The organism is Bacillus sp. BC05(2025), assembly GCF_056725905.1.
The window spans coordinates 540,899-554,024 of sequence record NZ_JBWYRA010000004.1 but is presented as its reverse complement, the minus strand read 5'-3'; the positions used below and the strand labels follow the sequence as shown (position 1 = coordinate 554,024).

Sequence of the window (13,126 nt, the reverse complement as noted above, 5' to 3'; positions counted from 1 at the left end):
TCCTTTTAATTTACTGAATTTAGTGATACGAGTTGATAGTTTAATGTAGTTCTTCCGTTCTCCCACTCTAATTTTTGTATCATTGCACTACCAATTCTTTCTTCATTTGATTTATATAAAGGTAATATTTCTTGAACTGTAAATAAGTGATAACCATCCAATTTTAATTGAAATATGTTTTCTTCTATATGTAATCTTACTTCTTTTTCATTTGAAATAATTTTTGTGTGCATCTCAAATTTCATGATAGATACAACCCCTTTTTCTATTCTCTACATTATTAATAGTATATTGGCTATGCAAGATTGACAAGTAAATACACGGTAAAGTACATACTTTTCTAATGCTATATGTTTTCTATTTTTATATATATTACGGTATGTGAAATTTCATTATTTCCAAAAATAAAAATGTCTCATGTGACACCTTTATTTTTGGATAAAGTCTTTCATTACATAATATAAAACTGTAATTAAAACAATTGCCACAAAAAATGAAAATACTGCTACAATGTACCCATCTTTATTTAATAAAATGCAAAAAGAAATAGATATGATAAAAATCGGAAATACAAGTCGTACTTTATCCTTCACTTCCTCTGTCGTATCTGTATGATGAAAATACTGAGTTATTCCTATCATTAAAGAAGACAAAATTATCACCGACAATAGTAAAGGTACTGGCATTCCGATTTCTCCTTTCTCTATTTCTAATGAAAAGCAACTTTTCTTTCATTTTAATTACCTCAAATACTCTTTTTGAAGTAATTATGTACAATTTACACATATATAATAGCTTGTTTATCATGATAAATTCAAATAATTACAATTACAGTAATGTTGTAATATTCATTTTCAACCTCCAAAATCCTGCAAATATAACTCGTCAAAATATGCAGTGTCGAAATTAACATGTACCGCCAACTTTAGACAAAATTTATAAAGGACATTTCAGTACGTATAAAGAATTAAGAATAAGAAGATATGTAAGGGAGGATGAATTATGACTGAACACGTTTTATTTTCTGTTAGCGAAAACGGCGTTGCATCAATTACTTTAAACCGCCCAAAAGCACTTAATTCTTTATCTTATGACATGTTGCAACCAATTGGGCAAAAACTGAAAGAATGGGAACATGATGAGCGAATTGCACTTATCGTATTAAAAGGAGCTGGCACAAAAGGTTTTTGTGCAGGCGGCGACATTAAAACCCTTTATGAAGCACGTTCAAATGAAGCTGCATTACAGCATGCGGAACGTTTCTTTGAAGAAGAATATGAAATTGATACATATATTTATCAATATAAAAAACCAATCATCGCTTGTTTAGATGGAATTGTAATGGGTGGTGGTGTTGGTCTGACAAATGGTGCGAAATATCGAATTGTAACGGAGCGTACGAAATGGGCAATGCCAGAAATGAACATCGGATTCTTCCCAGACGTCGGTGCTGCTTATTTCTTAAATAAAGCTCCAGGGTTCGCTGGCCGATATGTTGCTTTAACAGCATCTATTTTAAAAGCTTCTGACGTATTATTTATAAACGCTGCTGATTACTTTATGACATCTGATTCATTACCAAATTTCCTTACTGAACTTGAAAGTGTAAATTGGCATAAAGAAGATGATGTACATACTAATTTAAAAGAAGTTATTCGTACATTTGCAACTGCTCCAAAATTAGAAAGCGAGCTTGCTCCTTCATTAGAAGAAATTAATTCCCATTTTGCATTTGATACAATTGAAGAAATCATCCATTCATTAGAAAAAGATCAAAGTTCCTTTGCTTTAAAAACGAAGGAAACGTTATTATCAAAATCGCCTGTTTCATTAAAAGTAACATTAAAGCAATTTATTGATGGACAAGATAAATCCGTTGAAGAATGTTTCGCTACCGACCTTGTACTTGCTAAAAATTTCATGAGACATGTAGATTTCTTCGAAGGAGTCCGCTCTGTTGTCGTTGATAAAGATCAAAACCCGAATTATAAATATAAGCAGTTAAGTGATGTTTCAGAAGAGGATGTAAATCGATTCTTTAACTTACTTAACGCATAAGTGGCGGGTTACCGATCACCGCCCATAAACCTGAGGCTATATACCAGTGTAACTACACGACTATATAGCCTCTTTCCCATTTAATATTTTTTAATAAAATTTAATTTTATTAAATCAAAATATGTGCTACACTATTTTTAATCAAATATTCTAAAAATAAAAAAAGGAGGAGCGACTATGATTGAAAATTATTTTCTTTTCATCATTATGTCTATTTGTCTTATTATTTTACCTGGTCCTGATACTGCAATGGCTACAAAAAATACATTAGTTGCCGGTAAGGTGGGCGGAGTAAAAACAGTGCTTGGTACATGTGTTGCACTATTAATTCATACTTTAGCAGCAGTTATCGGACTTTCCGCACTTATTGTAAAGTCAGCTCTTTTATTTTCTATTTTCAAGTACGTTGGAGCTCTATATTTAATTTATATTGGTATTAAAGCCCTTTTAGCAGTAAGAAATAAAGAAGGCATTGATATGAACGATATATCTTTGAATAATGAAGATGAACACACCTCTTGCTTTCGACAAGGGTTTCTTACGAATTTATTAAACCCTAAAGTTGCAGTATTCTTTTTAACGTTTTTACCGCAATTTTTAAATCCAAATCATAATACGTTTATCCAACTTCTCGTAATGGGCCTTACTTACCTCGTCTTAACAGTCATTTGGTTCGCTTTTTATATATTTTTAATTGATAAAATTAGTGCTTTTATGAAAAAACCGAAGACGCAACGTTATATTCAAGGGTTAACGGGAATCGTCTTAATTGGTTTTGGTATTAAACTTGCTTTTGAAAAAAGTAATTAACAAGATGAAAACCACCACTATTAATAGTGGTGGTTTTCATTTAATAACTCATTTTGCTGTTTATTTTATATTAAAACCAGCGCTCAGTTACAACTTTTTTACGTGTATAGAATTGAACGCCATCTGTACCATTTGTACCTAAATCACCAAAGAATGACGCTTTATTTCCTGCAAATGCGAAGAATGCCATTGGTGCTGGAACATTTACGTTTACACCGATCATACCAGCATCGATATTATCACGGAACGTTTGTGCATGTTTACCGTTTGACGTATAAATAACTGCACCATTTGCAAATTTAGATTGATTTGTTAGTTTAATACCTTCTTCTAAATCTTTAACTCGTACAATGCTTAATACTGGAGCAAAAATCTCATCTTGCCAAATTTTCATTTCTTGATTTACACCGTCAAAGATTGTCGCACCTACAAAGTACCCTTCTCCAACTTCTTCCTTAATTTTGCGGCCATCTACTAATAAAGTAGCTCCATCTGCTACACCACTATTAATATAGCCTAATACGCGTTCTTTATGAGATTCACGAATTAATGGTCCAACATAATTTTCTTCGTGGAAACCGTCTCCTACTTTTAACTTCTTCGTCTCCGCTACTAATACGTCGATGAATTCATCAGCAAATTCATCTACTACTGCTACTACTGAACAAGCCATGCAACGCTCTCCACTACTTGCAAATGCAGAGCCGATTACACCTTGTACTGTTTTCTCAAGATTGCAATCTGGCATTACAATCGCATGGTTTTTCGCACCAGCTAACGCTTGTACACGTTTCCCGTGTTTCGTACCTGTTTCATAAACGTAACGAGCTACCGGCTCAGATCCAACGAACGAAACAGCTTGAATATCTTTATTTTCTAAAATGCTATTTACAACATCTTTTCCGCCTTGTACTAAATTTAATACTCCTTTTGGAAAACCAGCTTCATAGAATAACTCTACAAGTCGCTCTGCTAAAAGTGGCGTTCTTTCAGATGTTTTTAATACGAATGTATTACCGCAAGCAATTGCAAGTGGGAACATCCATAATGGAATCATCATTGGAAAGTTAAATGGCGTAATACCAGCAACAACTCCAATTGGATAGCGCCAAATCGATCCATCAATGCCGCTAGCAATATTCGGTAGAGCTTGTCCCATCATTAAATTTGGTGCTGATGTTGCAAGTTCTACTGCCTCAATACCACGTTGTACTTCTCCAGTTGCATCCGTTAATGTTTTACCATTTTCAAGCGTAATGATTTTTGCAAGCTCTTCTTTGTTTTCTTGTAAAAGCTGTAAATATTTATACAATTGTCTTGAACGATTCGGAACTGGTACTTTAGACCATGTTTCGTATGCTGCTTTTGCTGCTTCAACTGCTTTTTCAACATCTTCTTTCGGAGATAGCGGAACGTAAGCAATAATTTTTCCAGTCGCCGGATTGGGAACTGCTTCTACTTCTGTACCAGTAGATTCTACCCACTCACCATTAATATGATTTTTTACTCGTTTAATTTCAGTTGTAATCATTATATTCTCTCCTTTTTTATGATGTTTATAAATCTATTATTTTTGACTAGAAATTAATTGTTCACTAACTTTCTTATATAAAGCAGCCATATCGTTTTCACCATACCCTGCTTCACTTGCTTCTTCATATACGTTTAATAGCATTTCGCTTACTGGTAAGTGAAGTTCGCTTTCTTTCGCTAAATCTACTGCAAACCCCAAGTCTTTCTTTAATAAGTTCACAGTAAAGCCTGGCTCATAGTTTTCTGATGCAATAAAACTTTTATAATTGCGCTCATAAATTCTACTTTGACCATAGCTTACATTTAAAATATCAAACATTTTATCTAAATCCATATTGTTCTTTTTCGCTAATGTTAAAGCTTCACTCACACCAGCTGTATAAAAACCAATTAATAGGTTATTAATTAATTTAACTGTTGTACCACTATCAATTTGCTCACTAACATGGAAAATGTTCGCACCCAGTACAGCCATGATAGATTCCGTTTTCTCATATACCTCTTTTGATCCACCAACCATAAACGTTAATGTACGGTTTTCAGCTCCAATTACCCCACCACTAACAGGTGCTGCTAAAAAGTCTACTTTCTTTTCCTTTGCAGCTTCCTCTAACTGTTTGTTTAATTGTGGAGATACAGTACTTGTATCAATTAAAACTACATTCGAGTGACTATTTTCAAATAATCCTTCTTCGCCAAAATATACTGCTTCAACAGCGCGTGGTGAAGGTAAACTTGTAAAAATCACATCACATGTTTCTGCTAGTTTTGAAATTGATAAGCCGATAATTCCGCCTTCTTTTTCAAAAGAAGCTTCAGCATTTTTATTTAAATCCACACCATATACTGTGTAACTCGATTTAACTAAATTTTTAGACATCGGAAGACCCATGTTACCTAAACCGATAAAACCAATCTTTTTCATATCGCTTTCCTCCTATTTACACAATATACTTTCCGCGATTTATAATAACTTTCGCAATTTCTCTCTTTTTTGTAAATACGTTCGTGTATAAAGGCACTAATAATTGACGAATTTCAGTTAAAATCACGTGTCTATCTTGTTCTTCTGTAATAGCCGCGGAAAAGATAGAAATTGCTGCTTCTTCTACTTTGCGATAGCCTTCTTCACAAATAACGTCAGTTATCATTTGTTTCGTACGCTCTTTTTCTACACCGTTTTTACTAATTGCTTTACTCGTACGTAAAAATGCTGATTCCATGACGTACACGTCCGTTAACATATTTGATAATACACGTGAATATTCTTGCTCTTGATCAATTTTTAAACCTGGAGTTTTAGAGAGCGTTTTCAAAGATTGTTTCAACAATTTTTTCGCTAATAAAATGTAACGATGGTTTCTTTCGACATTTTCTACATCGATCTCTACTTCAGTATCTTCAATTTGTTCCACTTGCTTCATTAACATTTTAGCAACTGTTAATCTATTAATTTCGTTCGTTCCTTCAAAAATACGACTAATTCTAGCATCACGATATAATCGTTCTACCTCGTACTCTTGCATATAACCGTAACCACCATGAATTTGTACAGCTTCATCTACGATATGACCGAGTGTTTCAGAAGCATTTACTTTATTAAGTGCACATTCAATTGCAAATTGAGACATTTTCTTCATAAGATCCTCATCACTCTCATGAATTGCTTCATCAATTATACCTGCTGTACGATAAGCTGCACTTTCTGCTCCATATGTAGCAATGATCATATTTGCAATTTTCTCTTGAATCATCGTAAAGTCTACTAATTCCGTTTGGAACTGTTTTCTCTCTTTTCCATATTGAACCGACAAACCAATTGCTTGTTTTGCTGTTCCAATATTTCCAAAAGCAAGCTTTAATCTAGCGAAGTTTAAAATATTTAGAGCAACGTGATGCCCTTTCCCGACTTCCCCTAAAACATTTTCAGCAGGTATGACAACATCTTCTAAAATAAGGGTAGCCGTTGAAGAACCTTTAATCCCCATTTTCTTTTCTTCTAGCCCAATAGATACACCTTCACATGTTCTTTCGACAATAAACGCTGTCATTCCTTTATTTGTCTTCGCAAAAACAACGTATACATCTGCCATATGAGCATTTGTAATCCATTGCTTTTCACCATTTAGCCTCCAAGCAGTACCATCTTCATTTAATACTGCACTCGTTTTTGCACTTAAAGCATCAGAACCAGCATTTGGTTCAGTTAAAGCATAAGCCCCAATCCATTCTCCAGACGCAATTTTTGGCAAATATTTTTCTTTTTGTTCTTTCGTTCCGTAATATATGTAAGGCAATGTACCTACACCTGCGTGTATATTAAATGAAACGCTAAATGCACCAGCGTATCCCATTTTTTCTGCTACAAGCCCTGAAACTGCCTTCCCTAACTCAAATCCACCATACTCTTCTGGGACCTCGATACTTAATAATCCAAGTTCTCCAGCTTTCTCAAATAATTGACGAGATACTTTATAGTTATGTTGTTCAATATTCTCTATTTGTGGAACAATTTCTTGTTTAACGAATTGTTCTGTCGTTTTTGCGATTAAATCTTCATCTCCTGAAAAGTCTTCTGGCGTAAAGAAACTATAATTCACATCTTTATTAAGTGAAAAAAATTCATCCCACGGTAACTTCGTTTTCTCCATCTGAATCCCCCTATCATTTCGGCCTTACTTACTACTACTTATGCACGTCTACGATGAGTGGAATATCTTATTTTTGAAAACAGAAGGCGATGAATTTTCACATCAAGCAGTTTATTTTGCCAAAGATGTACTCTCATCGCCTTAGTTGTTTTATCTATTGATCTTCTGATAATACTGTTTTTGCAATTCCAGTATCTAATTCTTCAAAATCATGGTATGAGATTGTTTCATATAACTCACTTCTCGTTTGCATATTTGAAAGTGCATCTTTTTGAGAACCTGTTTCTTTAATTAAAGTAAACACATTCTCATACGCTTTCGCTGCAACACGAAGTGAAGTTACAGGATAAATAACCATTTGGAAGCCCATATTCGCAAATTCCTCTGCACTATAATACGGCGTTTTCCCGAACTCAGTCATATTCGCAAGTAAAGGTGCGTTTACTTTACTATTAAATAGACGGAACTCCTCTTCTGATTGAAGCGCTTCGGGGAATATTGCATCTGCACCTGCTTTTACATAAGCGTTCGCTCTTTCGATTGCTTCATCTAAGCCTTCTACACCGCGAGCATCTGTGCGTGCCACAATATATAAGCTTGGTGCAACTTCTTTAATCGCTTTAATCTTTTGAACTAATTCTTCTGTCGTAACGAGTTTTTTACCATTTAAATGTCCACATTTCTTTGGTAATTGTTGATCTTCAATTTGAACAGCCGCAACTTTCGCTTCTAGCATTTCTACCGCTGTTCTCGCTACATTTAGGACACCGCCAAATCCTGTATCAATATCAACAAGAACTGGTAAGTCTGTAGCTCTTACTAGATCTCTTGCTCTCTCTGCTACTTCAGTAGAAGTCACGATTCCTAAATCAGGTAGCCCTTTACTTGCAGTATAAGCAGCTCCTGATAAATAAAGAGCTGAAAAACCTGTATTTCTCGCAACTAAAGCTGCCATTGCATCATGAGCACCTGGAATTTGTAAAATTTCATTTGCTTCTACTAAAGCTCGGAAGCGATTCGCAAGCTCCTCTTGTGTTGACTGTTTATTCACAACCCAAGCCATTCTAAATTCCCCCTATTATTAAATTAAGAATAGATCTACAAATTCATTTACATTCATATTTTCTAGTTTTTCTTCATTTAAACAAGCTTCATGAATTTGCTCTTGTTGCTTACTAGAATAATGACCTGCCATATTTGCAGTGAATTTTTGAACAACTTTTGGAATTGCTTCGTCTCTACGGAAACGGTGACCAAGTGGGTATTCACATTCCACGTTTTCTGTTACAGTGCCATCTTTAAAATGAACTTGAACAGCGTTGGCGATTGAGCGCTTGTTCGGGTCAAGGTAATCTAAACTGTACTGTTTGTTTTCAACAACAACCATCTTATTACGTAATTCATCTACACGTGGATCATTTGCTACTGCATCCTCGTAATCGTCCGCAACGATATCGCCTTTTAATAAACCAATTGCCGTAATGTATTGTAAGCAATGATCACGATCAGCTGGGTTATTTAATGGACCTTCTTTATCAATAATACGAATTGCTGATTCATGCGTTGTAATTGTAATACGGTCAATTTCATCTAATCTTTCTTTAATTTCCGGATGCAATTTCACAGCACATTCTGCAGCTGTTTGTGCATGGAATTCTGCTGGATATGAAACTTTAAATAATACATTTTCCATTACATAAGACTCTAGTGGTCTAGCTAATTTTAATTCTTGTTTATTGAATAATACATCTTGGAATCCCCAGCCCGGTGCAGATAAAGCTGTTGGATAACCCATTTCACCTTTTAGAGCAGTCATCGCAAGATGAACACCGCGGCTTGTTGCATCACCTGCTGCCCATGATTTACGTGATCCTGTATTTGGAGCATGACGATATGTACGAAGACTAGAATTATCAATCCACGCATGTGATAACGCATTAAAGATTTCTTCACGTGTTCCACCAAGCATTTTTGCAACTACAGCAGTTGTTGCTACTTTTACGTATAATACGTGGTCAAGACCGACGCGATTTAAGCTGTTTTCTAAAGCAAGTACACCTTGAATTTCATGTGCTTTAATCATCATTTCTAATACTTCACGTACTTTTAATGGTTCTTTTCCTTCTGAAATACGAACACGGCTAATATAATCTGCCACAGCTAAAATTCCGCCTAGGTTATCAGATGGATGTCCCCACTCTGCTGCAAGCCAAGTATCGTTATAGTCTAACCAACGGATCATACAGCCGATATTAAATGCACCTTTCACTGGATCAAGTACATATGACGTACCTGGTACACGTGTACCATTTGGCACGATTGTTCCTGGTACAACTGGTCCTAGTAATTTCGTACACTCTGGATATTGCAATGCTAAAATTCCGCATCCAAGTGTATCAAGTAATACGTAACGAGCAGTACTGAATGCTTCTGGACTTGTTACCTCTTTATTTAATACATAATCTGTAATCTCTTCTAATAATGCATCTTTTTGTTTAATTTCATTTGTTTTAATCATGCTATCCTTCCCTTTCTGTCGAAAATTCGTTATTATTAATGATGGGTGTCGGTCAAACACCCATCTGGCGGGCGGCGCTAACAACTCCCCAGTTGTTCTTATTTACTAAGTACATGTCGCTCGCCAATATAATTTACACGTGGACGGAACAATCGATTGTTCGTATGCTGCTCAATTACGTGCGCACATAGTCCCACTGTTCTAGAGCTAAAGAAGATTGGTGTATAAAGTTGAATCGGGATACCAAGCATCCAATATACTGGAGCAGCGTAATAATCAAGGTTCGGATAAATTCCTTTTTCCTTCTCCATAATTTTTTCTCCAGCTTCACACATTTCATATAGTGTATAATCACCTTTTACATCACATAACTGTTTTAAAGCTTCCTTCATCATAAGTGCTCTTGGATCCATCTTTTTCATATATACACGATGTCCAAAGCCCATAATCTTTTCTTTGTTGTATAGTTTCTTCTGTAACAACTCTTCAAACTTCTCAACATTACCAGCTTCTAAAAGCATGTACATAACTGCTTCGTTCGCACCGCCATGTAAGCTACCTTTTAAAGATGCAACCGCACCTGTTAAAGCACCATATAAGTCGGATTGCGTAGAGGCAATAACGCGCGCTGTAAATGTAGAGTTTGGCATTTCATGTTCACTATATAAAACAAGAGAACGATCAAAGATCTTTTCCTCAAGTTCAGTTGGCTTTTTACCTGTTAACATATAGAAGAAATTTGCGCTATATGATAGTTCTTTAAGCGGTTGAATTGGCTCTTCATTATTTAAAATGTGATAGCTATTCGCTACAATGTTAGGTACTTTACTCAATAATTTGTACCCGCGGCTTTTATTTACTTCCAATGAGCGGTTTTCAATATCATTATCGTAACCAGCTAATGCGGACACACCTGTACGTAATCCATCCATAGGATGCGTTTCTTTCGGTAGTGCCTTCAGTACGTTGAATACACCTTCTGGTATTGCGTATTCTTCTTTTAATTTCTTTTCAAGTGTTACTTTTTCATCCTCATTCGGTAGATGTTCTTCCAATAAAAGGTGCACAATGTCTAAATACTCTTTTGTTTTTGAGAGTTCGATTAAATCATACCCTTGAATTACAATTTCACCTTTCACTGTGTCAAGAAACGAGATTTTCGTCTCCGCTGCCACTATACCATCTAATCCCGGGGAAAATTTTTCTTCAGCTTTCATCATTATTTCCTCCAATCCTAATAGATCTTCGTGCACATAACTGTAAGCCTTTACAATACTGTGAAACTACATTTCTATTTCAATGTATCAGAGTTTTTAGAAGATTTCAATTTATTTTATAATGATAAGTTTCCTATACTTTTACCGATGTAACAATACAATTTTTCAAAAATAATTTTCATATTTTATAAGGAAAGGACAGACTTCTTTGCGTGTTTTATTAAAACAAAATATAAGAATGAGCGAGAAAATCCCGCAGAATATATCATTCACCCAATTTTTTTAAGAAAATAAAAAAAACGAGTTGTATACATATACAACTCGTTTCTACATGAAATTTATTTCACTATCCCATCAATATAATTCTTATATAAAACTTATTTACTTTTAAAAAAGTTATTATTTTACATAATTAAATTAAATTCCTACTGTTTCCTTATGATAATATTCATCAAAAATAGAATGTCTTCTTTCTCAACTGACACGATTTTCCTATCAAATTTCTTAGAAACTATCCCTCAAGAATAGTCAGGCTGAATTGAACTATTATCATGTTAAACCATTGTAAATCGTTATGTTCAATTGAAATCCCCCTCTTTGTTATTCCCGTTTACGCAAATTCTTTTTTACCTAATCGCTGTTTTACGAAAATGACAAAAATAATGAAAGCAATTAATCCTGAAATTGCACTACCTGCAAATAAAATACGGTAACCAAACATTTGCGAAACAACTCCAAGTAAAATCGCACCAAGTCCAATCCCTAAATCAAATGCGGTAAAGAATGAAGCGTTAGCGACTCCTCTTTTACTCGGATCAACAATTGTAATCATCGCTGCTTGCAATGCCGGCTGTGCCGAACCGAATCCAACACCGTATAATACAGCGGCGATAACTACCCCCATTAAACTATGTGAAATCGTTAATACAACTATTGCTATAATAGTAATGCATAGTGCCGGGATTATGATAAATACTTCCCCATACTTATCTAATAGTTTTCCTGAAACTGGTCTGATAATTGTTAAAGAAACTGCATATACAAGAAAGAATGTCCCAGGATTCACATCAATTGACGATGCAAATAGCGGTAAAAACGTCGTAATCCCTCCATATGCAAATGATAAAAAGAAAACAACAATCGTAATGGATAGAACGGACTTTTCAAACAACTGCATGTTCCCTTTTTCTTTTTGTGGTGTGAATGGTATTTTCGTGATGAACGATAATAACACTGCCACAAAGGATAAAAGAGTTGCTAACAAGAATAGGCCGTGAAATGAATAATTTTGTACAACCGATAATCCAATCATTGGGCCAATTGCCATCGCAATTGTCATAGCCATACCGTACCATCCCATACCTTCACCACGGCGCGAATCTGGAATAATATCAGTTATCGCTGTTCCAACAGCTGTTGTAGAAACAGCCCATGTTACCCCGTGAATAACACGTAAAACAGCTAGCAGGACAATAGTCGATGCTAAATTATAAGAATACATCGTTACCCCAAAAAAGATGAGTCCGAAAATAATAAAAGATTTTCTACCATATTGATCTAACATGCCTCCAATAATTGGTCGTATTACAACTGCTGCAATTGTAAACATCCCCATCATAAGTCCAACTTGTGATTCATCACCACCAATCTCTTTAATAAAGAGAGGGAGCGTTGGAACAAGTAAATAAAATCCTGTAAATAAAAATAACATTGCGAAAGTCATTTGAATAAATGATTTCGTCCATAATCGTTCCATTAAAATTCCTCCATAAACACGTATATTCTTGCAATTAACACCTCCATTTTACATTTTCTTAGTTCCTTTTCCCTCCGTAAATAGACGTATCTTTTTATAATAAATGGTCCACCATCAACTTAAATTGGTCTTACAACTTTATATGTATACATTAGCCTAAAGTCCCATCTATATGTACCTTTATACGCATGAAAAGAATATACTACTTTATTATCACAACTTAGGAGTGATTATGTTATGTGGACCTCTTCAAGAGTAACAGCCGTCGTTCCTTCGACTCCTGGGATACACGTTCCAGCCGTTCATACAGCTAGTTCCGATGTAGGAATTGAACTTCCTGCAACTTGGCAACAATATCAAATTCCAGGTCAAGTTACTCCCTCATTTTGGCATCATGGCGCACATCCAAGTAGTACTATCTTTCAAAGCCAAAGTTATCCTCCATTACCTCAGGCTCAAGTTTTTTATCATTTCCCTTCTATTTATTTCCAAAATTTCTATGGTACTTTTAACATTTAAACGAAAAAAGCACCTAAGAATGTAATGTATACAAATCTTAAGTGCTTTTTAATATTTTTTATAA

General features: G+C 34.9%; 12 protein-coding genes. 3 read left to right on the top strand and 9 right to left on the bottom strand.

Annotated elements, in window-relative coordinates:
* Window positions 1-5: 5 nt before the first annotated feature.
* On the bottom strand, window positions 6-245 hold the full coding sequence (locus ACZ76X_RS17005; RefSeq protein ID WP_087956399.1) for a DUF2584 domain-containing protein: 240 nt from the start codon (window positions 243-245) through the stop codon (window positions 6-8).
* A 183-nt stretch (window positions 246-428) separates the two neighbouring features.
* Entirely contained in the window at window positions 429-686 is a 258-nt protein-coding gene (locus ACZ76X_RS17000; protein ID WP_048528963.1) for a hypothetical protein, read from the bottom strand.
* Window positions 687-1,002: 316 nt separating this feature from the next.
* Here ACZ76X_RS17000 and ACZ76X_RS16995 point away from each other — a divergent pair, with 316 nt between their 5' ends.
* Window positions 1,003-2,058 carry an enoyl-CoA hydratase/isomerase family protein gene (locus ACZ76X_RS16995; protein ID WP_479851095.1) on the top strand — a complete coding sequence of 352 codons (1,056 nt, stop codon included), beginning with the start codon at window positions 1,003-1,005 and terminating at the stop codon, window positions 2,056-2,058.
* Window positions 2,059-2,235: 177 nt separating this feature from the next.
* Window positions 2,236-2,868: a LysE family translocator gene (locus tag ACZ76X_RS16990; RefSeq protein WP_479851094.1), complete on the top strand. Its 633-nt coding sequence runs from the start codon at window positions 2,236-2,238 to the stop codon at window positions 2,866-2,868.
* A gap of 70 nt (window positions 2,869-2,938) precedes the next feature.
* On the opposite strand, the gene ACZ76X_RS16985 is transcribed toward ACZ76X_RS16990, so the two are convergent.
* The 7 genes from ACZ76X_RS16985 to ACZ76X_RS16955 all read right to left on the bottom strand — a co-directional run bounded on the left by ACZ76X_RS16985 (window position 2,939) and on the right by ACZ76X_RS16955 (window position 12,543).
* A complete protein-coding gene (locus ACZ76X_RS16985) occupies window positions 2,939-4,399 on the bottom strand; it encodes a CoA-acylating methylmalonate-semialdehyde dehydrogenase (protein ID WP_479851093.1) in 1,461 nt (486 codons plus the stop codon).
* Between the two features lie 36 nt (window positions 4,400-4,435).
* Window positions 4,436-5,326, bottom strand: a complete 891-nt coding sequence (locus ACZ76X_RS16980) for an NAD(P)-dependent oxidoreductase (protein WP_479851092.1) — start codon at window positions 5,324-5,326, stop codon at window positions 4,436-4,438.
* A gap of 16 nt (window positions 5,327-5,342) precedes the next feature.
* Window positions 5,343-7,052 (bottom strand): acyl-CoA dehydrogenase family protein, encoded by a 1,710-nt coding sequence (locus ACZ76X_RS16975; RefSeq protein ID WP_479851091.1) that lies wholly within the window; start codon window positions 7,050-7,052, stop codon window positions 5,343-5,345.
* A gap of 154 nt (window positions 7,053-7,206) precedes the next feature.
* The gene (prpB, locus tag ACZ76X_RS16970) at window positions 7,207-8,115 is read right to left on the bottom strand and encodes a methylisocitrate lyase (protein WP_306183172.1); all 909 of its coding nucleotides are present in this window, start codon (window positions 8,113-8,115) and stop codon (window positions 7,207-7,209) included.
* Window positions 8,116-8,133: 18 nt separating this feature from the next.
* Complete coding sequence (gene prpD / locus ACZ76X_RS16965; RefSeq protein WP_479851090.1) at window positions 8,134-9,570, bottom strand: 2-methylcitrate dehydratase; 1,437 nt, start codon at window positions 9,568-9,570, stop codon at window positions 8,134-8,136.
* 98 nt (window positions 9,571-9,668) lie between these two features.
* Window positions 9,669-10,790: a citrate synthase gene (mmgD, locus tag ACZ76X_RS16960; protein ID WP_479851089.1), complete on the bottom strand. Its 1,122-nt coding sequence runs from the start codon at window positions 10,788-10,790 to the stop codon at window positions 9,669-9,671.
* Between the two features lie 607 nt (window positions 10,791-11,397).
* Window positions 11,398-12,543 carry an MFS transporter gene (locus ACZ76X_RS16955; protein ID WP_479851088.1) on the bottom strand — a complete coding sequence of 382 codons (1,146 nt, stop codon included), beginning with the start codon at window positions 12,541-12,543 and terminating at the stop codon, window positions 11,398-11,400.
* 237 nt (window positions 12,544-12,780) lie between these two features.
* On the opposite strand from ACZ76X_RS16955, the gene ACZ76X_RS16950 reads away from it, so the two are divergent.
* A complete protein-coding gene (locus ACZ76X_RS16950; protein ID WP_479851087.1) occupies window positions 12,781-13,062 on the top strand; it encodes a hypothetical protein in 282 nt (93 codons plus the stop codon).
* The last annotated feature ends 64 nt before the right edge of the window (window positions 13,063-13,126 follow it).

What these genes read in the sequence shown, in the direction of transcription:
- ACZ76X_RS16985 (WP_479851093.1), bottom strand. Translation starts at nt 4,399, where the DNA reads ATGATTACAACTGAAATTAAACGAGTAAAAAATCATATTAATGGTGAG.
- ACZ76X_RS16975 (WP_479851091.1), bottom strand. Translation starts at nt 7,052, where the DNA reads ATGGAGAAAACGAAGTTACCGTGGGATGAATTTTTTTCACTTAATAAA.
- ACZ76X_RS16955 (WP_479851088.1), bottom strand. Translation starts at nt 12,543, where the DNA reads ATGGAACGATTATGGACGAAATCATTTATTCAAATGACTTTCGCAATG.
- prpB (WP_306183172.1), bottom strand. Translation starts at nt 8,115, where the DNA reads ATGGCTTGGGTTGTGAATAAACAGTCAACACAAGAGGAGCTTGCGAAT.
- ACZ76X_RS16950 (WP_479851087.1), top strand. Translation starts at nt 12,781, where the DNA reads ATGTGGACCTCTTCAAGAGTAACAGCCGTCGTTCCTTCGACTCCTGGG.
- ACZ76X_RS17000 (WP_048528963.1), bottom strand. Translation starts at nt 686, where the DNA reads ATGCCAGTACCTTTACTATTGTCGGTGATAATTTTGTCTTCTTTAATG.
- ACZ76X_RS16995 (WP_479851095.1), top strand. Translation starts at nt 1,003, where the DNA reads ATGACTGAACACGTTTTATTTTCTGTTAGCGAAAACGGCGTTGCATCA.
- ACZ76X_RS16980 (WP_479851092.1), bottom strand. Translation starts at nt 5,326, where the DNA reads ATGAAAAAGATTGGTTTTATCGGTTTAGGTAACATGGGTCTTCCGATG.
- mmgD (WP_479851089.1), bottom strand. Translation starts at nt 10,790, where the DNA reads ATGATGAAAGCTGAAGAAAAATTTTCCCCGGGATTAGATGGTATAGTG.
- prpD (WP_479851090.1), bottom strand. Translation starts at nt 9,570, where the DNA reads ATGATTAAAACAAATGAAATTAAACAAAAAGATGCATTATTAGAAGAG.
- ACZ76X_RS17005 (WP_087956399.1), bottom strand. Translation starts at nt 245, where the DNA reads ATGAAATTTGAGATGCACACAAAAATTATTTCAAATGAAAAAGAAGTA.
- ACZ76X_RS16990 (WP_479851094.1), top strand. Translation starts at nt 2,236, where the DNA reads ATGATTGAAAATTATTTTCTTTTCATCATTATGTCTATTTGTCTTATT.